Origin of the sequence: Luteimonas composti (assembly GCF_042678665.1) — a bacterium.
Classification (GTDB): Bacteria; Pseudomonadota; Gammaproteobacteria; order Xanthomonadales; family Xanthomonadaceae; genus Luteimonas; species Luteimonas composti.
Window position 1 is genome coordinate 734579 of the sequence record NZ_JBHTKU010000002.1, and the last position, 24332, is coordinate 758910.

Genomic DNA, 24332 nt, shown 5'->3' on the forward strand with positions numbered 1-24332 from the left:
GCCCGGTGCGCGCCGCGGCGAGGCTGTAGCATCGGCGCACCGCCCGAAGGGATGTCGCCCATGTTCCGCAAGTCTTTCCTGGCTCTGCTCTGCGCTGCCGCCTGCTCATCGGCGGCGGGTAACGAGACGCTGCTGCAGGCGGCGAAGATCCATACCTCCGATCCCGAACGTCCGCTGGCGGAAGCGCTGGTCTGGGACGACGACGGGCGAATCCTGGCCGTTGGCGATGCCGCCGAACTCGGCGCGCGTTTCCCGGATGCGCGCCGGCTCGACGTCGGCGATGCGACCGTCGTGCCCGGCCTGATCGACGCCCATGGCCATATCGTCGGTCTCGGCCTGGCGCTGACCCGCGTCGACCTGGTCGGCACCCGCAGCAAGCAGGAGATCCTCGAGCGCCTGCGTGCATTCGAGCGCGATCTCCCCGCAGGCGAATGGCTGGTCGGCCGCGGCTGGGACCAGAACGACTGGCCGGAGCAGGAGTTTCCCACCGTCGCCGACCTGGACACGGCGTTCCCCGAGCGGCCGGTGTGGCTGGGGCGGGTCGATGGCCACGCGGGCTGGGTGAACTCGGCGGTGCTGCGCGCGATCGCGGCCGATCCTGCTGCCGCGAAGCTGCTCGCGCAGGGCCAGCCGCCGGGCGGCCTGATCGTGCGCGACGCGGCCGGCAAACCCACCGGCGTGTTCGTGGACGACGCCGAACGCCTGGTCGCCGCGGTGGCGCCGGAGATGGACCAGGACGACGCCGACCGCGCGCTGTCGCTGGCGCTGGCCGAGGCGGTGCGCCATGGGCTGACCGGCGTGCACGACATGGGCACGTCGCTGGCGGACTTCGAACAGCTGCGCCGTTTCGCCGACGCAGGCCGGTTGCCGTTGCGGATCAGCGCCTACGCCAATGGCGACGACCGCGCGCTGGACTGGCTCTGCGACCACGGTGCGTACACGCATCCGGGCCGGCGCCTGCAGATGCGCGGGGTGAAGTTCCTGATCGATGGCGCGCTGGGCAGCCGCGGCGCGGCACTGGCGCAGGACTACAGCGACGATCCGGGCAACCGCGGGCTGGTGCTGATCGAGCCGGCGCGCTTCGGTGCGTTGCTCGAGCGCGCCCGCAGCTGCGGCCTGCAGGTCGCCACGCACGCGATCGGCGACCGCGGCAACCGCCTGGTTCTCGACGCCTATGCGCGTGCGCTGGAGGGCGCGGACCCGGACCACCGCTGGCGCATCGAGCACGCGCAGATCATCAATCCGGCGGACATCTCGCGTTTCGCGACGCTCGGCATCGTGGCCTCGATGCAACCCACCCACGCCACCTCCGACATGCCCTGGGCGCAGGCCCGGGTGGGCGGGCAGCGCATCGCCGGCGCCTATGCCTGGCGCAGCTTCGCCGGGGCCGGCGTGCGGCTGGCGCTGGGCTCGGACTTCCCGGTCGAATCGCCCGATCCGCGCCTGGGGCTGTACGCGGCGGTGACGCGCCAGGATCGCGAAGGGCAGCCTCCCGGCGGCTGGCTGCCGGCGCAACGGCTGACCGTCGCCGAGGCGCTGCGCGGCTTCAGCGCGGACGCGGCCTGGGCCAACCACGACGAAGCGCTGACTGGTCGCCTCGCGCCCGGGCTGCAGGCCGATTTCGTCGTGCTCGCGAAGGATCCGCTGTCGGTGGCGCCGGCGGAGCTCGTCGGGCTGGAGGTGCGTTCGACCTGGGTCGACGGCGCGCCGGTCTACGAGGTCGAGTGCATCTCGCGGCGCGCGTCGACGCGCCGCGTTCCGGTCAGGCCGACGGCCAGTCGATCGTGCCCTCGAGCACGGTCTGCACGCGGCCGCCGGACCAGACGTCGCCGGCTTCGTCCACCTGCAGTTCGATGATCGCGTCGAAACCGACTTCGCGGCCCTGGCTGACGCGGTAGCGTCCGTCGCGGCCGGGGAGCGCGTCGCGCGCGGCCAGCCAGGCGGCCAGCGTGGCGTTGGCCGCGCCCGACGCCGCGTCCTCGAAGCAGGCCGTCTGGCCGACCCAGGCGCGCACGGCCAGCGCGTAGTCCAGCCCGCCGCCGCGCGCGAACACGCACAGGCCCATGCTGTCGGTGGCGTGGGCGAGGCGTTCGACCGCCGCCCAGTCGGGCGTGGCGGCACGCAGCTCGGCTTCGCTGGCCAGTTCGGCCAGCCACCAGCGGCGGCCGCCGTCGACCAGGGCCGGCGGCAGCGCTCCGGTCGCCAGCCCCGCCAGCGCGTCCCGCAACTGTGGATGCGCGGCATCGGCCACTTCGACAATGCGTGCGCGTGGCGTACGCACCGCGATCGTACGCGCGCTGCCGGCGCCATCCACGCGCAGCGGCAGCTCGCCGGCAATGCCGGCCTGCACCAGCAGGCCGTCGCGCGGCGTCGCCAGGCCCGCCTGCAGCACCGCGTGGGCCGTGCCGACGCTGGGATGCCCGGCGAAGGGCACCTCGCGGCGCGGGCTGAAGATGCGGATGCCGTAGCTGGCCTGCGGGCCCGGCGCGGGAAAGACGAAGGTCGTCTCGGGCAGGCGCGTCCAGCGGGCGATGGCCTGCATGGTCGCGTCGTCCAGCCCCTCGGCATCGAGCACGACGCCGAGCGGATTGCCGGCGCCGGGCCGGTCGGCGAACACGTCGAGCTGCAGGTAGCGGCGTGGGGGCATGTGGGGGATGGCCTGTGTAGGTAGAATCGCGCTTCCGTCCGCGCGCGCGGACGGGCCGCCCGTTATACCGGAATCCATTCGCCCCCATGCCCTCTCCTTCGACCGGCACGCCCTGGGTCGTGCTCAAGTTCGGCGGCACTTCGGTGTCGCAACGCCATCGCTGGGACACGATCGGCCGGCTGGCGCGCAAACGTGCGGACGAATGCGGGGGCCGCGTGCTGGTCGTGGTGTCGGCGCTTTCGGGTGTAACCAACGAACTGACCGCGATCGCCGACGGCGCCGCCGATGCGTCGACGCGCGTCGACGCGCTGGTCGAACGCCACCGCGCCTTCGTGCGCGAGCTCGAGCTCGATCCCGACGCGGTGCTCGGCGCGAGCCTGGACGGGCTGTGCGCGCTGGCGACCGATCCGCGCGCGGGCACGCGCGCGCTCGACTGGCAGGCGGAAGTACTGGCCCAGGGCGAGCTGCTGTCCTCGACCCTGGGCGCGGCGTACCTGCACGCGCAGGGGCTGGACATCGGCTGGGCGGATGCGCGCGACTGGCTCGATGCGATCGAGCTGCCCAACCAGAGCGACTGGGGCAGGCGGCTGTCGGTCTCGTGCCGGCGCGAGGCCGACGACGACTGGCGCACGCGCTTTTCCGCGCAGCCGACCCGGCTGCTGATCACCCAGGGTTTCATCGCCCGGCACGGCGACGGCGGCACCGCGGTGCTGGGGCGCGGCGGCTCGGACACCTCCGCCGCGCTGTTCGGCGGCCTGCTGCGCGCGCGCGGCGTCGAGATCTGGACCGACGTGCCGGGCATGTTCACCGCCAACCCGCGCGAAGTGCCCGACGCGCGCCTGCTCACGCGCCTGGACTACGCCGAGGCGCAGGAAATCGCGACCACCGGTGCCAAGGTGCTGCATCCACGGTCGCTGGGTCCGTGCCGGGTGAGCGGCGTGCCGATGTCGATCCTCGACACCGAACGCCCCGGGCTGCCGGGCACGCGCATCGATGGCAGCGCCGCGCCCGTGCCGGGCGTCAAGGCGATCAGCCGCCGCAACGGCATCGTGCTGGTGTCGATGGAAACGGTGGGCATGTGGCAGTCGGTCGGCTTCCTGGCCGACATCTTCGAGCGTTTCCGCCGCCACGGGCTGTCGGTCGACCTGATCGGCTCGGCCGAGACCAACGTCACCGTCTCGCTCGACCCCAGCGAGAACCTGGTCAGCACCGACGTGCTGGCGCGCCTGTCCGAGGACCTCGCGCAGATCTGCCGGGTGAAGGTGATCGCGCCCTGCGCCGCGATCACCCTGGTGGGCCTGGGCATGCGCTCGCTGCTGCACAAGCTCTCCGATGTGTGGGCCACGTTCGGCCGCGAGCGCGTGCACATGATTTCGCAGTCGTCCAACGACCTCAACCTGACCTTCGTGATCGACGAGGCCGATGCCGACGGCCTGCTGCCGGTGCTGCACGCCGAACTGATCGACTCGGGGGCGATGCCGGTGTACGAGACCGCGGTGTTCGGGCCGCGCTGGAAGGACATCCTCGGCACCACGCGGCCGCGCCCGGTGCCGTGGTGGCGCGGCGCTCGCGAGCGCCTGCTGGCGCTGGCCGAGGCCGGGACGCCGCGCTACGTCTACCACCTGCCGACGGTGCGCGAACGCGCGCGCCAGCTGCTGGCGGTCGGCGCGATCGACCGCCGCTACTACGCGATCAAGGCCAACTCGCACCCGGCGATCCTGCGCGCGGTCGCTGCCGAGGGATTCGGCCTGGAGTGCGTGTCGGTCGGCGAGGTGCGGCACGTGCTCGCGTCGGTGCCCGGATTCGACCCGGCGCGCGTGCTGTTCACGCCGAGCTTCGCGCCGATCGACGAATACCGCGAGGCGTTCGAGCGTGGCGTCAACGTCACCGTGGACAACTGCGAACTGCTGCAGCGCTGGCCGGAGGTGTTCCGTGGGCGCAGCCTGTGGCTGCGCATCGACCTGGGGCACGGCGACGGCCACCACGAAAAGGTCACCACCGGCGGCAAGGCGTCCAAGTTCGGCCTGGCGGCCGGCCGGGTCGAGGAGTTCATCGAGCTCGCGCGGCGCCTGGACGTGCGCGTCACCGGCCTGCACGCGCACCTGGGCAGCGGGGTGGAGACGCGCGAGCACTGGCGCCAGATGGTCGATGAGATGGCCGGTTTCGCCCGGCGCATCGGCACGGTCGAGGTGCTGGACATCGGCGGCGGCCTGCCGATTCCCTATGCGGCCGACGACGAACCCTTCGACCTGGACGACTGGGCCGCGGGCCTGGCCGAGGTCAAGGCGCTCCACCCCGGCTTCCAGCTGGCGATCGAGCCGGGCCGCTTCATGGTCGCCGAGTCCGGCGTGCTGCTGGCGCGCTGCAGCCAGGTGGTGGAGAAGGATGGCGTGCACCGCGTCGGCATGGACGCGGGCATGAACGCGCTGATCCGCCCGGCGCTGTACGACGCCTGGCACGACATCGTGAACCTGTCGCGGCTGGACGCGCAGGACATCGCCGACTTCGACGTGGTCGGCCCGATCTGCGAATCCAGCGACGTGTTCGGCCACCGGGTGAAGCTGCCGGCCGCGACGGAGGCGGGCGACCTGATGCTGGTCTCCGACGCCGGCGCCTATGGCTACACCATGGCCAGTACCTACAACCTGCGCGCCCTGCCGGCGGAGGACATCATCGAATGAGCCAGTGGGTGTTCGACCGCGATGCGATCCGCGCCTTCCGTTTCGTGCGCTGCGGCTTCGATGCCGGCAGCGGCGTCGCGCAGCTGGTGTACGGCTTCGACGACGGGCCGGAGCTGGTCGAGACGGTGACCCTGCCCGGCGCGCCGTTCGCGCTCGACGCGGCGCGCGAGGCCGCCGCGACCCAGGCCCTGCGCTTGCTGCACCTGGTCGCGGGCGTGAGCTACTACAAGGCCGCGGTGCCGGGCGAGATCCGGATCGACGGCTATGCCATCGACGCGGCCACCGCCGCGCTGATGGACGAGCTCTACCTGCACGGCCTGGGCGAGTTCGCCTACCGCAATGGCCTGGACCTGCGCGGCCGCGTGCGCTTTCCGGCGCAGGCGGCCGCCGCTGCGCCAGCGCCGGAAGCCGGGCTGCAGCCGCATGCGCTGGTGGCGATCGGCGGCGGCAAGGATTCGCTGGTCAGCATCGAGGCGCTGCGTGCGCTGGACGTCGCCCAGACGGTCACGTGGATCGGGGGTTCGCAGCTGATCCGCGCCTGCGCCGAGCGCACCGGTCTGCCGACCCTCAACATCGGGCGCCAGCTGGCGGCGGAATTGTTCGACTACAACCGCGCGGGCGCCTGGAACGGGCACATCCCGGTGACCGCCGTGAACTCGGCGATCATGGCGTTCGCCGCCGTCGTCGGCGGCGTCGACCAGGTGGTGTTCTCCAACGAACGCTCGGCCAGCTACGGCAGCCTGATCGAGGGCACCGGCGAGGTGAACCACCAGTGGTCCAAGGGCTGGGCGTTCGAGCGCGCCTTCGCCGCGCACCTGCGCAGCCACGTGGCCGCGGACCTGCGCTACTACTCGCTGCTGCGTCCGCTCAGCGAGCTGGCGGTGGCGCGCCAGTTCGCGCGCATCGACCAGTACGACGCGCACTTTTCCAGCTGCAACCGCAACTTCCACCTGCTGGGCGAGCGCCCGGTCAACCGCTGGTGCGGGGTGTGCCCGAAGTGCCACTTCGTGTTCCTGGCGCTGGCGCCGTTCATGCCCAAGCCGCGCCTGGTCGGCATCTTCGGCCGCAACCTGCTCGATGACGCCACCCAGGTGCCGGGCTTCGACGCGCTGCTCGAATACCGCGACCACAAGCCGTTCGAGTGCGTAGGCGAGGGCCGCGAGTCGCGCGCGGCGATGGCGACGCTGGCGGCGCGGCCGGAGTGGCGCGAGGACGCGGTGGTGGCGCGATTCGCGCGCGAGATCGCGCCGCAGCTCGAGGCGGGCGAGAAGGGGGTCGACGCGCTGCTGGTGCCGGACGAGGAACACGGCATCCCGGCGCCGCGGTGGGAGCGCCTGCGTGCGCGATTCGCCGACTGACATCGCCTCGCTGCGCGGCCGGAAGGTCGCGCTGTGGGGCTGGGGCCGGGAAGGGCGCGCCGCCTGGCACGCGCTGCGCGCGCGCGGCGGTACGGCCGTCGGAGGCGACGCCTTTCCGCCACGGCTGACCCTGTTCTGCAGCGCCACCGAAGCGGAAGAAGCCCGTGCGCTCGGCGACGAGGCGCTGGTGGTGGAGACCGACGCGAGCGCGGAGCGACTGTCGGCCTTCGACGTGGTCATCAAGTCGCCGGGCATCAGTCCCTATCGGCCGGAAGCCCTGGCCGCCGCGGAGCGGGGCACGCGCTTCATCGGCGGCACCACGCTGTGGTTCGCGGAGCGCGCCGACGCGCGTACCCTCTGCGTGACCGGGACCAAGGGCAAGAGCACCACGTCGGCGCTGCTGGCGCACCTGCTGCGCGCCGGCGGGCATCGCACCGCGCTGACCGGCAACATCGGCCAGCCGCTGCTGGACCTGGTCGATGGCCAGGCGGATTACTGGGTAGTGGAGCTGTCGAGCTACCAGACCCGCGATGTGGCGCGCAGCGGCACCCGGCCCGGCTTGGCGCTGGTGACCAACATCTTTCCAGAGCACCTCGACTGGCACGGCGGCGAGGCGCGCTACGTCGAGGACAAGCTGTCGCTGCTGACCGATGCCCGTCCCCGCATCGCGGTGCTCAATGCAGCCGACCCACGGCTGGCGTCGTTGCGGCTGCCGGACAGCGACGTGCGCTGGTTCGGGCGGGAGGACGGTTGGCACCTGCGCGGCGACGCGCTGTGGCGCGGCAACGAGGACGTGTTCGATACGCGCGCGTTGCCGCTGCCGGGCCGCCACAACCGCGGCAACCTCTGCGGCGTGATGGCGGCGATCGAGGCGATGGGGCTGGATGCGGCGGCGCTGGCGCCGCATGCGGCCGGTTTCCGACCGCTGCCGCATCGCCTGCAGCCGCTGGGCGCGCGCGATGGCATCGACTACGTCAACGACTCGATCAGCACCACGCCGCACGCCAGCCTGGCCGCGCTGGAGGTCTACCGCGACCGGCGCGTGGCGATCCTGGTCGGTGGGCACGACCGCGGGCTGGACTGGACGCCCTTCGCCGAGGCGATGCGCGCGCATGCGCCGGTGGCGGTGGTGACGATGGGGCAGAACGGGCCGCGGATCCACAGCCTGCTCGCGCCCGTGGCGGCGGAGGCGGGGTTCGCCCTTGTCGCGGCGGGCGACCTGGCCGGGGCGATGGAGCAGGCCCGCGAAGCACTGGGAGGTGAAGGCGTGGTCCTGCTGTCGCCGGGCGCACCTAGCTTTGGGGCCTATCGCGACTACGCCGAACGGGGCCGCAACTTCGCGCGGCTGGCGGGGTTCGATCCGGAGGCGATCACCGCGATTCCTGGGATCGGGATCGCCTGACGGCGGGCCGGCGGCGCGGCTGCGGTTGGCCCCCACCCCAACCCTCCCCCGCAGGCGGGGGAGGGGGCCGACGTCCGGGCCGGCTCCATCCGCGAGCGGAGACGGGCAATCGGACAAACTTCGGGGCCGAGACCGCGACCGACTGCGGCGGACTCTCCCCTGCCTGCGGGGGGGCTCTCCCTTCCCCGACTGCGGCGGGCTCTCCCTTCCCGACTGCGGCGGGCTCTCCCTTCCCGACTGCGGCGACTCTCCCTCCCCCGCCTGCGGGGGAGGGCCGGGGTGGGGGCCACCGAAGTCCGGACAGAGCGGCCCATCGGCGCCTGCCGAAGTCGCCCCCCGCCACTCGGCCATTCAGCCACTCCGCCCCCCGCCACTCCGCCTGCGCTAGGCTGCCGCTTTCCGACCGGAGTCCGCCCATGCACCGCCTCCTCGCCCTGTCCGGCCTGCTGGCCGCCGCGCTGTATGCCGCGCCCGCCGAGGCGAGGATGAAATCCGAGCCGCTGGAATGGACCGTCGGCGAGGACCGCTTCAGCGGCTGGCTGGTCTACGACGACGAAGGCGACGCCTCCCGGCCCGGCCTGGTGATGGTTCCCAACTGGATGGGCGTGACCGAGGACGCGCTGGAGCGCGCCCGCGCGATCGCCGGCGACGACTACGTGGTGCTGGTGGCCGACGTCTATGGCAAGGGCCGCCAGCCGAAGGACAGCGGCGAGGCAGGCAAGCTCGCCGGAGCGCTGCGCGGCGAAGACCGCGGCCCGCTGCGCGCGCGCATGCAGGCAGCCGTGGACACGCTCAAGGCCCAGGCCGGTCGCGCGCCGCTGGACGCGGGCCGCATCGGTGCGCTCGGCTTCTGTTTCGGCGGATCGGCCGTGCTGGAGCTGGCGCGCGCCGGCGCCGACCTCGCCGGCGTGGTCAGCCTGCACGGCGGCCTGGCGCCGGGCGCGCAGTCGGCCACCGCCGAACGCGTGCGTGCGCCGGTGCTGGTGCTCAATGGCGCCGACGACAAGGCCGTCAGCGATGCCGACATCCAGGCCTTCGAGGCCGAGATGGATGCGGCTCGCGCCGACTGGCAGTTCGTCGACTTCAGCGGCGCCGTGCACTGCTTCGCCGAGCCGTCGGCCGGCAGCGACCCGGCCAGCAACTGCCGCTACGACGAACGCGCCGCGCGGCGCGCGTACCGGATCATGGACGGCTTCTTCGACGAGGTGTTCGGCGACTGACCGCCGCAGGGGTGCTGCGTCGGGCTGCTGCCGGCGCAGCGCGGGACACAGGCGCTAGTACACGCGGTCCACCGCGTAGCGCGCCAGCCCGCGCAGCGCGGCCACGGCCTCGTTCTCCGGCAGCGGCGCCAGCGCCGCCTCGGCGGCCAGGGCGTGCTCGCGCGCGCGAGACCGGCTGTACTCGAGGCTGCCGGCCCGCGCGATCGCGTCCAGCACCTCCGGCATCGCCCCGACCTCGCCCTGCTCGATGATGGTGCGCAGCCGCGCGCGCGCGCCGGCGTCGGCGTGCGCCATGGCGTGGATCAGCGGCAGGGTCGCCTTGCCCTCGGCCAGGTCGTCGCCCAGGTTCTTGCCCAGCGCCTGCGCGTCGCCGCTGTAGTCGAGCACGTCGTCGGCGATCTGGAAGGCGTAGCCGAGCTGCATGCCGTAGTCGTACAGCGCCGCCTGGACCGTCTCGTCCGCAGCCGAGGCCATTGCGCCCAGGCGGGTGCCGGCGGCGAAGAGCACCGCGGTCTTGCGCTCGATGACGCCCAGGTAGGCGGCTTCGTCGGTATCGGGATTGCGCACGTGCAGCAGCTGCAGCACCTCGCCCTCGGCGATGCGGTTGGTGGTGTCGGCCAGCAGCCGCATCACCGCCATGCTGTCCAGCTCGACCATCAGCTGGAAGCTGCGCGAATACAGGAAGTCGCCCACCAGCACGCTCGGCGCGTTGCCCCAGAGTGCGTTGGCGGTGCTGCGGCCGCGGCGCAGGTCCGATTCGTCCACCACGTCGTCGTGCAGCAGGGTCGAGGTGTGGATGAACTCGACGATCGCCGCCAGCTGGTGGTGGCGCGCGTCGACCGGGCCGGTGGCGCGCCCGGCCAGGGCCACCAGCATCGGTCGCAGGCGCTTGCCGCCGGCCGAGACGATGTGTTCGGCGATCTGGTTGATCAGCACCACGTCCGAGGACAGGCGGTCGCGGATCAGGGCGTCGATGGCGGCCATGTCTGCGGCGGCCAGCGCCTGGATGGCGGGCAGGTCGAGTCCGGGCGCGGCGGCGGCAGGGAGGGCCATGGACGGTCCGTACGTGGGTGAACAGGCGATTATACGAACCGGGGCGGTGAAGCCGGTGCCCCGGAATGCGGCGAAGTCCGACCCCCCGCCACGGCCTGGGCCGACCCCTGGCGGGCCGTGGCTATAATGCAATGCCCTTCGCCGGGCTCGCCGGCGACACCTGAGGAACACCATGGCCCGCGGCATCAACAAGGCGATTCTCGTCGGCAATCTCGGCAACGACCCGGAAACCCGCTACACCCAGGGCGGCATGGCCGTCACCAAGATCAGCCTCGCCACCACCTCGGTGCGCAAGGACCGCGACGGCAACAACCAGGAAAAGACCGAGTGGCACCGGGTGACCTTCTTCGGCAAGCTCGGCGAGATCGCGGCCGAGTACCTGCGCAAGGGCTCGCAGGTCTATGTCGAAGGGCGCATCACCTACAGCGAGCACACCGGCGACGACGGCCAGAAGCGCTACTACACCGACATCGTGGCCGATGAGATGCAGATGCTGGGCGGCCGCGGCGAAGGCGGCGGTGGCGGCGGTGGCGGCTCCTACGAGCGCGGTCCGCGCCAGCCGCGCCAGGAATACGGCGGCGGTGGCGGACAGTCCGCGCCGCGCCAGCAGCCAGCGCCCTCGCGCCAGCCGCCGCCGGTCGACGACTTCTCCGACGACGACATCCCGTTCTGAGCCGGGTCCGGGCCAGCCTCGCGTGCAGGACAGATCCGCGCCGACCTGGCTGGTGACCGGCGGGGCCGGCTTCATCGGCGGCAACTTCGTCATCGAGGCGGTCACGCGCGGCGTGCGCGTGGTCAACCTCGACGCACTGACCTACGCCGGCAACCTCGACACCCTCGCCGGGCTGGCGGGCAATCCGGCCCACGTGTTCGTGCATGGCGACATCGGCGACCGCCCTCTGGTGGCGCGGCTGCTCGCCGAACACCGCCCGGACGCGGTCCTCAACTTCGCCGCCGAAAGCCACGTCGACAGGTCCATCGACGGGCCGGCGGCGTTCGTGCAGACCAACGTGGTGGGCACCCTGGTCCTGCTCGAGGCGGTGCGCGAGTACTGGGCCTCGCTCGACGGCGCAGCGCGTGCGGCGTTCCGGTTCCTGCACGTGTCCACCGACGAGGTCTACGGCGCGCTCGGCGAGACCGGCAGGTTCACCGAGTCCAGTCCCTACGCGCCCAACTCGCCGTATGCGGCATCGAAGGCGGCGTCCGACCACCTGGTCCGCGCCTTCCACCATACGTACGGGCTGCCGGTCCTCACCACCCACTGCTCCAACAACTACGGCCCCTACCACTTCCCGGAGAAGCTGATCCCGCTGGCGATCACCCGGGCGCTGGCGGGCGAAACCCTGCCGGTCTACGGCGACGGCCGCCAGGTGCGCGACTGGCTGTACGTGGCCGACCACTGCGAAGCGATCCGCACGGTGCTGGCCAAGGGACGGGTGGGCGAGACGTACAACGTCGGTGGCGACGCCGAGCTTCGCAACATCGAGGTGGTGGAGGCGGTCTGCGCCCTGCTCGACGCGCGCCGCCCGCGGGCGGACGGGCAGGGTTACGCCTCGCAGATCCGCTTCGTCGCCGACCGCCCCGGCCATGACCGCCGCTACGCGATCGACGCGACCCGCCTGCGCGAGGAGCTCGGCTGGCGCCCGGCGCACAGTTTCGAGCAAGGCCTGGCCGACACCGTCGACTGGTATCTGGCGCACCAGGACTGGGTGCGTCGCGTGCTCGACGGCAGCTACCGCCTGGAGCGGATGGGGATGGGGGCATGAGCCGACGCAAGGGCATCGTGCTGGCCGGCGGATCGGGCACGCGGCTGTATCCGATCACCCGCGCCGTCAGCAAGCAGCTGCTGCCGGTGTTCGACAAGCCGATGGTCTACTACCCGCTCAGCGTGCTGATGCTGGCGGGCATCCGCGAGGTGCTGGTCATCAACACCCCGCACGAACAGCCGCTGTTCCAGTCCCTGCTCGGCGACGGCTCGCAATGGGGCATGCGCATCGAGTACGCGGCCCAGCCCAGTCCGGACGGGCTGGCGCAGGCGCTGCTGATCGGCCGCGAGTTCCTCGACGGCGCGCCGAGCTGCCTGGTGCTGGGCGACAACATCTTCCACGGCCCCGGGCTGACCGACATCCTGCGCCGCGCGGACGCGCGCGATGACGGTGCCACCATCTTCGGCTACTGGGTCTCCGACCCCACACGCTACGGCGTCGCCGAGTTCGACGCGGACGGTCGCGTGGTCGGCATCGAGGAGAAGCCGGCGCAGCCGCGTTCGCACTACGCGGTGACGGGCCTGTACTTCTACGACGGCCGCGCCAGCGACCTTGCGGCGACGCTCCGGCCCTCCGCGCGCGGCGAGCTCGAGATCACCGACCTCAACCGCTGCTACCTCGAGCGCGGCGAGCTGCAGCTCGAGCGGCTGGGGCGCGGCTACGCCTGGCTGGACACGGGCACCCACCAGTCGCTGCTGGAGGCGTCCAACTACATCGGCACGATCGAGGCGCGGCAGGGGCTGCGCGTGTGCTGTCCCGAAGAGATCGCCTGGAACAACGGCTGGATCGACGACGCGCAGCTGCGCGCGCTGGCCGCGCCCCTGTCTGGCAACGGCTACGGCCAGTACCTGCTGGGCCTGCCCGAGCGCGGATTCGTGCCGTGAGGGTGATCGAGACCGACCTGCCCGGCTGCCTGGTGATCGAACCGCGCGTGTTCGAGGACGAGCGCGGTTTCTTCTACGAGTCGTTCAACCACGACCGCCTTGCCGCGCACGGCCTCGCGCTTGGGTTCGTGCAGGGCAACGTGTCCTGGTCGGGGCCGGGCGTACTGCGCGGACTGCACTACCAGTGGCCGAAGCCGCAGGGCAAGTACGTCTCGGTGCTGGAAGGCGAGATCTGGGACGTAGCGGTGGACATCCGGCGTGGATCCCCGCATTTCGGGCGCTGGACCGCGGCGGTGCTGAGCGCGGCCAACCGCCGCCACATCTGGATCCCGGAGGGCTTCGCCCATGGATTCGTCGTGCTGGGCGAGCGCGCGCTGGTGAGCTACCTGTGCACCGCGACCTACGACCCGGCCTGCGACGCGGGCATCCGCTGGAACGACGCCGACCTGGCCATCGACTGGCCGCTGGCGCAGCCGCGCCTCTCGGCCAAGGACGCGAAGGCGCCGTTCCTGGCCGAAGTGCCGCCCGACCGCCTGCCCGCCGCCGCGCCGTGAGGATCCTCCTGCTCGGCGCCAACGGGCAGGTCGGCCACGAACTGCGCCGCGCGCTCGCCCCGCTCGGGGACGTGGTCTGCACCACCCGCAACGGCCGCGTGGAAGGCGGCGGGGCCTGCGAGGCCGCGGATTTCGAACAGCCCGAGGCGCTGGGTGCGCTGGTCGGGCGCATCGCCCCGGACATCGTGGTCAATGCCGCCGCCTATACCGCCGTGGATCGCGCCGAATCCGAGCCCGAGGCGGCCTTCCGCATCAACGCCGACGCGCCGGCGGCGCTGGCCGCCGCCTGCGCCGCGCGCGATGCGCTGCTGGTCCACTATTCGACCGACTACGTGTTCGATGGCCAGTCTGACCGGCCATATCGCGAAGACGACCCGGTCGCGCCGATCAACGCCTACGGCCGCAGCAAGCTCGCCGGCGAGGAGGCGGTGCGCGCCAGCGGCGCGCGCCACATGATCCTGCGCACGGCCTGGGTCTACGCCGACCGCGGCCACAACTTCATGCGCACGATACTGCGGCTCGCAGGCGAGCGGCAGGAACTGCGGGTGGTCGCGGACCAGTGGGGCAGCCCCACCTCCGCGGGCCTGGTCGCCGACACGACTGCGGCGATCCTTGCCCGCCAGCCGGCCTCGTCCGACACCTGGCATGTCGCCGCCGCGGGTGGAACGAGCTGGCATGGCTTCGCCACGGCCGTGCTGGCGCGCGCCGCGACGCTGGGCCGGATCGCGACGGCGCCGTGCGTGGTCGCCATCGCGACAGCCGACTACCCCACTCCGGCGCGGCGTCCGGCCTGCTCGAGGCTGGACTGCGGGCGGCTCGAGCGCGACTTCGGCATCGTCCTGCCCCCGTGGCAGGCGGCGCTCGACGCGGTTCTCCAATAAGGGATTGCCCGGCGCGCGTTGCTGATGGTTGTTGGTGGCGCCCGGGCCCAACGTGAATGACATGCGCGGTTGCCGCAGTTGCCGGGACGAAGTGCCGGGACTGGGCGGTGAGCCGCTGGGCTGCGTGCACGCGTGCCTGCGCACGCTTGCATGGCCGCCTCCGGCCGCAGTCGCGACGTCCGGCGCATGTGCCGGACGTCCTTTGCCGCGGCCGGCGCGAGCGCCTACCATCCCGGCCATTCCCTTTCCCGGAGTGGCCTGAATGACGCTGCGACATGCCCTGCTGCCGATCTGCCTGCTCGCGGCGCTGCCCGCCCTGGCCGATGCGCGCGGCTTCGACGTCCGCGACCTGGTGAAGCTCGACCGCGTGTCTTCGCCGCTGCTCGCGCCCGACGGCCGCATGGTGGTGTTCGCCCAGCGCAGCGTGGACGAGGGGTTGAAGGCGACCACGGCGCTGTACGCGCGCAACCTGCTCACCCGCGACGCGGCGCCGCCGAAGCGGATCACGCCCGAAGGCTGGAACGTCAATTCGCCCAGCTTCTCGAAGGACGGCCGGACCCTGTACTTCCTCAGCGCCAAGGGCGGCAGCCAGCAGCTCTACGCCCTGCCCGTCGAAGGTGGCGAACCGCGCCAGCTCACCGGCTTCGCGCTCGACGTGGGCAGCTACCAGCTCTCGCCGGACGGCCGCCGCGTGGCCTTCAGCGCCGACACCTTCGCCGAATGCGACGCAGACTTCGCCTGCACCCAGAAGACCCTCGACGAGCGCAAGGCGGGGAAGGCCAGTGGCCGCGTCTACGAACAGTTGTTCGTGCGCCACTGGGACACATGGAGCGACGGCCGCCGCAGCCGCCTGTTCCTCGCCGAACTGCCTGCCCAAGGCGGCAAGCCCGTCGCAAGCGCCAGTGCGCTGAGCGGTACGATCGATGGCGATATACCCGGGAAGCCTTTTGGCGGTGCCGAGGACTACGCCTGGGCACCGGATGGCAGCCACGTGGTCGCGAGCGTGCGCATCGCCGGCCGGACCGAGCCGTGGTCGACCAACTTCGACCTGTACCGGCTGCCGCTCGACGGCGGCGCGCCGGTCAACCTCACCGGGGCCAATCCCGCCTGGGACGCCGGCCCGGTGTTCAGCGAAGACGGCGCGACGCTCTACTACCGCGCGATGAAGCGCCCTGGCTTCGAGGCCGACCGTTTCGCGATCATGGCGATGGACGTGGCCAGCGGCGCGGTGCGCGAGGTCGCGCCGGACTGGGACCGCTCGCCGAGCAGCCTCAAGCCCGCGGCCGACGGTCGTTCGCTGTACGTCGCCGCGCAGAGCGTCGGCGAGTACCCGCTGTTCCGCGTCGATGTCGCCAGCGGCGAGGTCACCGAACTGGTCGGCGACGGCAGCGTGTCGGGTTACGACGTCGCCGGCGAGACCATCGCGCTGACCCGCAACGCCATCGACAGCGGCGATACGCTGTACGTGGTGCAGGGCGATGGCGCACAGCTGCGCCAGATCACGCCGACCGCGTCCGAGCGGCTGCCGGACGTCGCGTTCGGCGCCTACGAGCAGTTCTCCTTCAAGGGCGCGGGCGGCGCCACCGTCTATGGCTACGTGGTCAAGCCGTCCGGCTTCGAGGAGGGCAAGCGCTATCCGGTCGCCTTCCTGATCCACGGCGGCCCGCAGGGCAGCTTCGGCAACGGCTGGAGCTACCGCTGGAACCCGCAGACGTACGCCGGGCAGGGGTATGCGGTGGTGATGATCGACTTCCACGGCTCCACCGGTTACGGGCAGGCCTTCACCGACGCCATCACCGGCGACTGGGGCGGCAAGCCGCTGGTCGACCTGCAGAAGGGCTGGGCGGCGGCGCTGGCGAAGTATGACTTCCTCGACGGCGACAAGGCCTGTGCGCTGGGCGCCAGCTACGGCGGCTACATGGTCAACTGGATCGCCAGCCAGTGGAACGACGCCTGGAAGTGCCTGGTCAACCACAACGGCGTGTTCGACACGCGCTCGATGGGTCTGGTGACCGAGGAGCTGTGGTTCACCGAATGGGAGTTCGGCGGCACCGTCGCGGCCAATCCCGAGGCCTACGAGAAGTTCAACCCGGCGCGCCACATCGACAAGTGGAAGGTGCCGACGCTGGTGGTGGCCGGGCAGAACGACTTCCGCGTGCCGATCGACCAGAGCCTGTCGAGCTTCACCGCGCTGCAGCGCGCCGGCATCGAGTCGCAGCTGCTGTACTTCCCCGACGAGAACCACTGGGTGCTCAAGCCGCACAACAGCATCCTCTGGCACGATACCGTCAACGCCTGGCTGAAGAAGCACATCGGCCAGTGAGTCCCGCGGAAAGCCGGCGCGAGCCGGCTTTCCCTTTGCGCGGAACGATCGCGCCACCCAACGGAGCCGCCCATGGCGATCGAGAACGCCGCACCTTCGACTGCACTGATCACCAACGACATCGTGGTGTTCGGCCTGATCGCCGCCACGCTCGGCCTGATCTTCTGGCTGGCCAGTGGCCCCACGCCGTTCTGGAAAAAATTCTTCACCTGGGTGCCGGCACTGCTGCTGTGCTACTTCGTGCCGGCGCTCTACAACACCCTTGGCCTGATCGACGGCACCCAGGGCGCGATCTACAACCCGATCGGCAGCCGCGTGCTGCTGCCGGTGGCGCTGGTGCTGCTGACCATGACCATCGACCTGAAGGGCGTGATCGGCCTCGGCCCGCGACTGCTGTTCGTGTTCTGCATGGGTACGCTGGGCATCGCGCTGGGCGCGATCGTGTCGTTCCAGCTGTTCGAGTGGATCAAGCCCGACGTGGTGGCCGGCGATGTCTGGAAGGGCATGGCGGCGCTGTCGGGCAGCTGGATCGGCGGTGGCGCCAACATGGTGGCGATCCGCGAGGTCTATGAGGTGGACGCGACCCTGTTCGGCCAGTTCGCGGTGGTGGACGTGGCCATTGCCAACCTGTGGATGGCGACCCTGCTGTTCCTGGCCGGGCGCGCGGCCACCATCGACGCGCGCAGCGGCGCCGACACCCGCGCCATCGACGGTATGAAATCGCGCCTGGAAGCGTATGAGGCGGCCAACGCGCGCATTCCGACGCTGACCGACCTGATGGTGATCATCGGCATCGGTTTCGGCATCGTCGGCCTGGCGCATGCGGTGGCCAATCCGTTGGCCGCCTGGTTCGCGGCCAACGTGGAGAACGCCTCGCGCTTCAGCCTCGACTCGGGCTTCGTGTGGGTGGTGGTGTGTTCCACCGTGGCCGGCCTGCTGCTCAGCTTCACGCCGATGCGGCGGCTGGAGAACGCGGGCATGGCCAAGATCGGCAGCGCCTGCCTGTATTTCCTGATCGCCAGCATCGGCATGCAGATGGACTTCATGCAGCTCGCCGACCGGCCCTGGCTGCTCGCACTGGGTGCGGTCTGGATGCTGGTGCACATCCTGGTGCTGTGGGGCGCGGCGAAGCTGGTCAGGGCGCCGCTGTTCTACTTCGCAATCGGTTCGCAGGGCAACATCGGTGCCGCGGCGTCCGCGCCGGTGGTCGCGGCCGCGTTCCATCCGACGTTGGCGCCCGTGGGCGTGCTGCTGGGCACCATCGGCTACGCCACCGGCACCCTGATCGCGTACTGGGTCGGTCAGGTGCTGCGACTGATGGCGGGGCAGTAGGCCGCCATCCCCGTCACCGGGAGCGCGAAGCCGCGGTTTTGCCGGTTTGTTCTCTCTGCTCCGGGAAGAGCTGGGCCCCGCGGTTCCGTCGTTGCCGGCAGGCGCCCCCCCGGGGGCGCCCGCATGGAACGGACCCGATACTTGTCCGCGCGCGTGCTTGCCGCGGCGCCAGACAAGAAAGGCGAAGCCTGCGCTTCGCCTTTCCCGTGTGTCCGGTCGCGACCTTCAGCAGCAGCGGAACCCGCTGCGCCCGCCGAAGCGGGCTTCCTGGCGTTCGCGGAAGAACGTCTTGTAGTCCATCGGCTCGCGGTCCGGATGCTTCTCCAGCATGTGCCGGACATAGTTGTCGTAGTCCGGGATGCCGCAGCACAGCCGCGCGGTCTGCACCAGCCGTCGCCACACCACCTTGTGGGTGGCGAAGTGGTCGAGCGGGACGAGTGCGCCGGCCATCAGAGATAGGCCTTCTGCTGCGCTTCGGTCAGCGCCACGTAGGGCGTCTCGCGATCGGTGCGCGTGGCACTGGCCCGCGCCTTGCGGATCGCGCCGATGGAGTAGAACAGCACGCTCAGCACCACCAGCAGGAACAGCGCGGTCAGGCCCGCGTTGACGTAGTTGTTGAACATGATCTGCGACATGCCGGCCAGGTCCTTGGACGGGGCGATCAGCTCGCCGTTGGCGATCGCCGCCCGGTAGCGGTTGGCCTGCGCCAGGAAGCCCACGGCCGGGTTGTCGTCGAAGATCTTGATCCAGCCGGCGTAGGTGGTGCACACCAGCAGCCACGCGGTCGGCACGATCGATACCCAGGCGTAGCGGTCCTTCTTCATCTTGAACAGGACCACGGTGCACAGCATCAGCGCGATGCCGGCCAGCATCTGGTTGGCGATGCCGAACAGCGGCCACAGCATGTTGATGCCGCCCAGCGGGTCGGTCACGCCCACGTACAGGAAGTAGCCCCACATCGCCACGCAGCCGGCGGTGGCGATCAGGTTCGGCCCCCAGGACTCGGTCTTGCGCATCGCCGGCACGAAGTTGCCGAGCAGGTCCTGCAGCATGAAGCGACCGGCGCGGGTGCCGGCGTCCACCGCGGTGAGGATGAACAGCGCCTCGAACAGGATCGCGAAGTGGTACCAGAACGCCATCATGCCTTCGCCCGGCAGCACCGCATGGAAGATCTGGGCGATGCCCACCGCGAGGGTCGGTGCGCCGCCGGCGCGGGAGAGGATCGAGTTCTCGCCGATGTCGGCCGCGGTGGCGGTGAGCACCTCGGGGGTGACGGTGAAGCCCCAGCTGGAGACCACCTGGGCGGCGTTGGCGACGTCGGTGCCGATCACCGCGGCCGGGCTGTTCATCGCGAAGTACACGCCCGGGTCGATGGTCGCCGCGGCCACCATCGCCATGATCGCCACGAACGACTCCATCAGCATGCCGCCGTAGCCGATGTAGGGCGCGTGGCGCTCGTTGGCCAGCAGCTTGGGCGTGGTGCCGGAGCTGATCAGGGCGTGGAAGCCCGAGACCGCGCCGCAGGCGATGGTGATGAACAGGAACGGGAACATCGAGCCCTTCCACACCGGCCCGGTGCCGTCGGTGAACTGGGTCAGCGCCGGCATGCGCAGTTCCGGCATCACGATCAGGATGCCGATCGCGAGGCCGACGATGGTGCCGATCTTGAGGAAGGTGGACAGGTAATCGCGCGGCGCCAGCAGCAGCCAGACGGGCAGTACCGCGGCGACGAAGCCGTAGCCGATCAGCATCCAGGTGATCTGGGTGCCGGTGAAGGTGAAGGCCGGACCCCAGGTGGGATGGGCGGCGACGTCGCCGCCGAACCAGATCGCGGCCACCAGCAGCAGGATGCCGACCACCGAGATCTCGCCGATCTTGCCGGGCCGGATGTAGCGCATGTACACGCCCATGAAGATCGCGATGGGGATGGTCGCGATCACCGTGAACATGCCCCAGGGGCTTTCGGCCAGCGCCTTCACCACGATCATCGCCAGCACCGCCAGGATGATGATCATGATCAGGAAGGCGCCGAACAGGGCGATGGTGCCGGGGATCTTGCCCATCTCCTCGCGCACGAGGTCGCCCAGCGAGCGCGCGTCGCGGCGGCTGGAGATCACCAGCACCATGAAGTCCTGCACCGCGCCGGCCAGCACGACGCCGGCGATCAGCCACAGCGTGCCGGGCAGGTAGCCCATCTGCGCGGCCAGCACCGGGCCGACCAGGGGGCCGGCGCCGGCGATCGCGGCGAAGTGGTGGCCGAACAGCACGTGCTTGTTGGTCGGCACGAAGTCCAGGCCGTCGTTGCGCAGCACCGCGGGGGTCGCCCGGGTGGGGTCGAGCCCCAGCACCCGGTGGGCGATGAACAGGCCGTAGTAGCGGTAGGCGACCAGGTAGATCGAGACCGCGGCGATCACGATCCACAGTGCGTTGATCGATTCGCCACGGCGCAGGGCCACGGTACCCAGGCAGAACGCGCCGAGCAGGGCAAGCAATGCCCAGCCGATCTTTCCGAATCCAGACTTCATGGCCAGCCTCGCGATGGGGGAACGCCAAAGTGGGCTTTTACGCCGATTGGTGTCAATCGCAATGCTGCGCCGCAACGCGCCTGCCGTATTGGACTTTGGTCAAACCGTGGGGCAGGCCACAGGCCGGGTCAGAGCCAGCGGACCTTGCGCAGGTAGCGATAGAGCCCGAGCACCACCAGCGCCACGACGCCGACCAGGGCCGGATAGCTCCAGCGCCCATGCAGTTCGGGCATGTTGGCGAAATTCATGCCGTACCAGCTGGCGATCAGCGTCGGCGCCGCCAGCAGGGCGGCCCAGCCGGCGAGGCGCTTGACCACCTCGCCCTGGGCCTGGGTGACCAGCGCCTGGTTGACGGTGAGCGCGGTGCCCAGCATGTCGCGCAGCACCTCGATGGTCTGGTTGATGCGCAGGCTGTGGTCGAGCACGTCGCGCAGGTACAGCCGTACCTCCTCCGGGATCAGCGGGCTGCTGCTGCGCACCAGCTGCGACAGCACGTCCTGCATGGGGGCCACGTTGACCTGCATGTAGGTCAGCTCGCGCTTGAGGTCGTACAGGCGGATCACGGTGGAGCGGTCGAAGGACTCGCTGACGATGTCCTGCTCCAGGGCCGGCAGGGTGGACTTGAACTCGTCGACGATGGGCACGTAGTTGTCGACGATGGCGTCGAGCACCGCATACAGGCCGAACGACGGGCCGAGCGCCAGCAGTTCCGGTTCGCGCTCCAGCCGCGCGCGCGCCGCCGCGTAGGATAGCGAGGCGCCGTGACGTACGGTGACCAGGTAGCGCGGACCGAAGAACAGGTGGGTCTCGCCGTAGGCGATCTTCTGCGCCACCACCTGGGCGGTGCTGGCCACCACGAACAGCGAGTGCCCGTAAGCCTCGATCTTGGGCCGCTGGTGCGCCTTGTGCGCGTCCTCGATGGCCAGGTCGTGCAGGCCGAACTCGTCCTGCAGGCGCTCGAGCACGGCGTCGTCGGGTTCGTACAGGCCGATCCAGGCGAAGCTGTCGGCATCGCGCGCCAGCAGTTCGCTGATTTCGGCCAGGGGGACGTCGCGGTGCACGCCGTCGCGCGCATAGACGATGCAGTTGATGACGCTGGGCGGGTTGGCGAAGGGCGGCTGCTCCATCGCGGCATCCTGCGCCAGCGCAACGCGGGCGGCAACCTTGGCGCATGCGCGGTGAACCGGGATGCGTCGGCGACGCGCCTCGATCGCGCTCAGTCGCGCCGGCGCCTGCCCAGGGCGAACGCGAGGCCGAGGTGCACCGGCAACAGCAGCGCGATCCAGTGCGCGTTGCGCTGCGGCAGCACCGGCAGCAGGTGCAGGAACAGGGCGATCACCGCGGCCGTCGCCAACGTCCACAGCAGCCCGCGGAACAGCGCACCGCCGTCGCGCCCGCGCACGATGCGCCAGCCACCGCCGAGCAGCAGCAGCGACAGCGGCGACAGCAGCAGCAGGTTCTGGTTGGCCCAGGCGAACCGGTGTTCGGTGAAGCACCACAGGAACACCATCACCAGGCCGAGCATGCCGCCGACCGTCCAGAACGCCAGCGCGGCACCGGCCAGGAGCTCCTGGCGGCGCCGCAGCGCCAGCATGCCGATGGCCAGGGCCAGCCCCCCCAGCAGCCAGGGCCACCACGGCCGCGGCGCTTCGGGCGGCTCCGGCGGCAGCCGGTGCGGCAGCAGCGTTTCGGTCGAGGACACCAGGGGGCGACCGTCTTCCAGGCGGATGTCCGACAGCGCATCGGCCAGCCGCATCGGCACGAACGCGTCGTGCCACAGCGAGTTGGGCCGGTCGGCCGACGGCCCCAGCCCGAGGTCGAAGCCCAGCCACATCCACGGTGCCGGCGAGGCCAGCCGCACCGCATCGCCACGGTAGGTGTTGCCGCGCGAGCGGCTCGCCAGCCGCCGTTGCAGCGCGCCGTCCAGCGCATCGTCGAGCGCGTCGCGCACGCGCGTGGAGCAGTTGTCGGTGAAGTAGTCGTAGCGGTAAACCGCGTTCCGGGGCAGGGCGTTCCGGGCCAGGGCGTCGGCCAGCGCGCGCGCCTGCGCGGGGTCCAGGTCGAGCCATTGCACCGACACCCCGCGCCCGACCTCGCGGTAGTAGGCCATGTCCTGCGAGAGCGGCAGCGCCACCAGCCGGTAGCGCATGTCGCCGCGGACGAAACGCGACACGAAGTCGGGCTCCTCCATGTCGAAGTAGCCGAAGTTGTAGGACACCGGCTCGCCCAGCGCCGGCTCGTCGACCACGATCGCGTTGTGGCCGAAGCGCTCGAAGAAGATTTCGCCCGGCTGCATCGTCGCCACGCCGATGCGCGGCGCGGCGTGCAGTGGCGGGGCGGCGAACAGGACCAGCAGCACGGCCGACAACGCCCACGCCGCGGCTGCGAGGGTCCGGGTACCGGTGCAGGGGCGCGGCGCCGGCCGGCCCGCGGCCAGCCGCACCTCAGTCGGTCCCGCCGTCGGCATGCACGCTCACGTGCAGCGCATGCAGGCGACGCGCGTCGGCGCGGGCGATGCGGAAGCCGAAACGCCCCAGGGTGAGTTCCTCGCCCGCCTCGGGGAGGTGCCCGATCTCGGCCGTGACCAGCCCGCCGATGGTGTCGTACTCGTCGTCGTTGAAATCCGCGCCGAAGCGCTCGTTGAAATCGGCGATCGGGGTGAGCGCGTCCACCACGTACTGGCCGTCGGCCTGGGCGGCGATCAGCGCGTCCGGGTCCTCGGCGTCGTCGTGCTCGTCGTCGATCTCGCCGACGATTTCCTCCAGCACGTCCTCGATCGTCACCAGGCCGGCCACGCCGCCGTACTCGTCGATCACGATCGCCATGTGGTTGCGCGACTGGCGGAACTCGCGCAGCAGCACGTTGAGCTTCTTGGACTCGGGGATCAGCACGGCCGGGCGCAGCACCTCGTGCACGGTGCGCGGGCCGTTGTCGGCCACCACGCCGCGCAGCAGGTCCTTGGCCAGCAGGATGCCCAGGATCTCGTCCTTGTCCTCGCCGTGCACCGGGAAGCGCGAATGGCCGGACTCGACCACCTGCTTCATCAGGTCGAGCAGCCGCGCCTCCGCGGGCAGGGCGACCATCTGCGCGCGCGGCACCATCACGTCACCCACGGTCATGTCGGACACGGCCAGCGCGCCCTCCATCATCCGCAGTGTGTCGGCCTCGATCAGGCCGTCGGAATGGGTGTCGCGCAGCAGCTCGACCAGGTCCTCGCGGGTGCTGGGTTCGCCGGAGATGGCCGAGCTCAGTCGCTCGAGCCAGCTGCGCCGTTTTTCCGGAATCTCGGCGGCGCTACTACTGTCGTCCTCGGACATCGCAGTAAGTGTTTGATCAGAAAACGCCCGTGGGGGGCGGCGAGGGCAAGTCTACCCGGCCGGCCGGTCCGGCCCAACTGCCGGGCTGGCGGCCGCCCGATCCGGCCCGGTGCGGGGACGGGCGTCGTCGGCTCCGGAGCAGCGGCGGCTCGTCACGGGGTCTGCGCGGCCGGGGACCTCGGCGGCAGGACTCGACCGGCCCGCCCGGATCCCGGCGGGGCCCGGCAGCTCGCCGGGCGGGTCGCGTCCGGGTTCCTGGCTCGGTGCCGGCCCCGGCCCATGGACTGCGGCCGCAGGGCTCCAGGCAGGTTGCCGGATTCCCGGGAAACCGCTGCGGGCGCGCGCCGGAATCCGCCCGGCATGCCGCAGCGGATTCCACCCACGGGACT

19 protein-coding genes are annotated in these 24332 nt (G+C 71.2%); 12 read left to right on the plus strand and 7 right to left on the minus strand.

Going from position 1 to position 24332, the window contains the following annotated elements; genetic code table 11:
* Positions 1-60 precede the first annotated feature (60 nt).
* Entirely contained in the window at positions 61-1857 is a 1797-nt protein-coding gene (locus tag ACFQ2D_RS08070) for an amidohydrolase (protein ID WP_280943324.1), read from the plus strand.
* On the opposite strand, the gene ACFQ2D_RS08075 is transcribed toward ACFQ2D_RS08070, so the two are convergent.
* The gene (locus ACFQ2D_RS08075; protein ID WP_280943325.1) at positions 1763-2647 is read right to left on the minus strand and encodes a PhzF family phenazine biosynthesis protein; all 885 of its coding nucleotides are present in this window, start codon (positions 2645-2647) and stop codon (positions 1763-1765) included. The two genes, ACFQ2D_RS08070 and ACFQ2D_RS08075, sit on opposite strands and share 95 nt — an antisense overlap.
* Before the next feature lie 86 nt (positions 2648-2733).
* On the opposite strand from ACFQ2D_RS08075, the gene ACFQ2D_RS08080 reads away from it, so the two are divergent.
* The 4 genes from ACFQ2D_RS08080 (at position 2734) to ACFQ2D_RS08095 (ending at position 9308) form a co-directional block, all read left to right on the plus strand.
* Complete coding sequence (locus ACFQ2D_RS08080) at positions 2734-5328, plus strand: bifunctional aspartate kinase/diaminopimelate decarboxylase (RefSeq protein ID WP_280943326.1); 2595 nt, start codon at positions 2734-2736, stop codon at positions 5326-5328.
* Complete coding sequence (gene murL / locus ACFQ2D_RS08085; protein ID WP_280943327.1) at positions 5325-6686, plus strand: UDP-N-acetyl-alpha-D-muramoyl-L-alanyl-L-glutamate epimerase; 1362 nt, start codon at positions 5325-5327, stop codon at positions 6684-6686. Before ACFQ2D_RS08080 ends, murL begins: the two co-directional genes overlap by 4 nt.
* Positions 6667-8088 (plus strand): UDP-N-acetylmuramoyl-L-alanine--D-glutamate ligase, encoded by a 1422-nt coding sequence (gene murD / locus ACFQ2D_RS08090; RefSeq protein ID WP_386795580.1) that lies wholly within the window; start codon positions 6667-6669, stop codon positions 8086-8088. The genes murL and murD overlap by 20 nt, the downstream gene beginning before the upstream one ends.
* A gap of 416 nt (positions 8089-8504) precedes the next feature.
* The gene (locus tag ACFQ2D_RS08095; RefSeq protein ID WP_280943328.1) at positions 8505-9308 is read left to right on the plus strand and encodes a dienelactone hydrolase family protein; all 804 of its coding nucleotides are present in this window, start codon (positions 8505-8507) and stop codon (positions 9306-9308) included.
* Between the two features lie 54 nt (positions 9309-9362).
* On the opposite strand, the gene ACFQ2D_RS08100 is transcribed toward ACFQ2D_RS08095, so the two are convergent.
* Complete coding sequence (locus ACFQ2D_RS08100) at positions 9363-10361, minus strand: polyprenyl synthetase family protein (RefSeq protein WP_280943329.1); 999 nt, start codon at positions 10359-10361, stop codon at positions 9363-9365.
* Positions 10362-10533: 172 nt separating this feature from the next.
* Here ACFQ2D_RS08100 and ssb point away from each other — a divergent pair, with 172 nt between their 5' ends.
* From ssb to ACFQ2D_RS08135, 7 genes are all read left to right on the plus strand, one after another.
* A complete protein-coding gene (gene ssb / locus ACFQ2D_RS08105) occupies positions 10534-11034 on the plus strand; it encodes a single-stranded DNA-binding protein (RefSeq protein WP_280943330.1) in 501 nt (166 codons plus the stop codon).
* A 22-nt stretch (positions 11035-11056) separates the two neighbouring features.
* On the plus strand, positions 11057-12127 hold the full coding sequence (rfbB, locus tag ACFQ2D_RS08110) for a dTDP-glucose 4,6-dehydratase (RefSeq protein ID WP_280943331.1): 1071 nt from the start codon (positions 11057-11059) through the stop codon (positions 12125-12127).
* Positions 12124-13011: a glucose-1-phosphate thymidylyltransferase RfbA gene (gene rfbA / locus ACFQ2D_RS08115; protein ID WP_280943332.1), complete on the plus strand. Its 888-nt coding sequence runs from the start codon at positions 12124-12126 to the stop codon at positions 13009-13011. Before rfbB ends, rfbA begins: the two co-directional genes overlap by 4 nt.
* Positions 13008-13565, plus strand: a complete 558-nt coding sequence (gene rfbC / locus ACFQ2D_RS08120; RefSeq protein ID WP_280943333.1) for a dTDP-4-dehydrorhamnose 3,5-epimerase — start codon at positions 13008-13010, stop codon at positions 13563-13565. Before rfbA ends, rfbC begins: the two co-directional genes overlap by 4 nt.
* Entirely contained in the window at positions 13562-14446 is an 885-nt protein-coding gene (gene rfbD, locus ACFQ2D_RS08125) for a dTDP-4-dehydrorhamnose reductase (protein ID WP_280943334.1), read from the plus strand. The genes rfbC and rfbD overlap by 4 nt, the downstream gene beginning before the upstream one ends.
* A gap of 262 nt (positions 14447-14708) precedes the next feature.
* Positions 14709-16769, plus strand: coding sequence for a dipeptidyl-peptidase 5 (locus tag ACFQ2D_RS08130; protein WP_280943335.1), 2061 nt, complete (start codon positions 14709-14711; stop codon positions 16767-16769).
* A 72-nt stretch (positions 16770-16841) separates the two neighbouring features.
* Entirely contained in the window at positions 16842-18101 is a 1260-nt protein-coding gene (locus tag ACFQ2D_RS08135) for a DUF819 family protein (RefSeq protein WP_280943336.1), read from the plus strand.
* Positions 18102-18326: 225 nt separating this feature from the next.
* On the opposite strand, the gene ACFQ2D_RS08140 is transcribed toward ACFQ2D_RS08135, so the two are convergent.
* From ACFQ2D_RS08140 to ACFQ2D_RS08160, 5 genes are all read right to left on the minus strand, one after another.
* A complete protein-coding gene (locus tag ACFQ2D_RS08140) occupies positions 18327-18551 on the minus strand; it encodes a YbdD/YjiX family protein (protein ID WP_280943337.1) in 225 nt (74 codons plus the stop codon).
* Positions 18551-20626 (minus strand): carbon starvation CstA family protein, encoded by a 2076-nt coding sequence (locus ACFQ2D_RS08145; protein WP_280943338.1) that lies wholly within the window; start codon positions 20624-20626, stop codon positions 18551-18553. The genes ACFQ2D_RS08140 and ACFQ2D_RS08145 overlap by 1 nt, the downstream gene beginning before the upstream one ends.
* 128 nt (positions 20627-20754) lie before the next feature.
* Complete coding sequence (locus ACFQ2D_RS08150; protein WP_280943339.1) at positions 20755-21753, minus strand: magnesium and cobalt transport protein CorA; 999 nt, start codon at positions 21751-21753, stop codon at positions 20755-20757.
* An 89-nt stretch (positions 21754-21842) separates the two neighbouring features.
* Positions 21843-23093, minus strand: a complete 1251-nt coding sequence (locus ACFQ2D_RS08155) for a lipoprotein N-acyltransferase Lnb domain-containing protein (RefSeq protein WP_386795581.1) — start codon at positions 23091-23093, stop codon at positions 21843-21845.
* Positions 23071-23943, minus strand: coding sequence for an HlyC/CorC family transporter (locus ACFQ2D_RS08160; protein ID WP_280943341.1), 873 nt, complete (start codon positions 23941-23943; stop codon positions 23071-23073). Before ACFQ2D_RS08160 ends, ACFQ2D_RS08155 begins: the two co-directional genes overlap by 23 nt.
* Positions 23944-24332 lie beyond the last annotated feature (389 nt).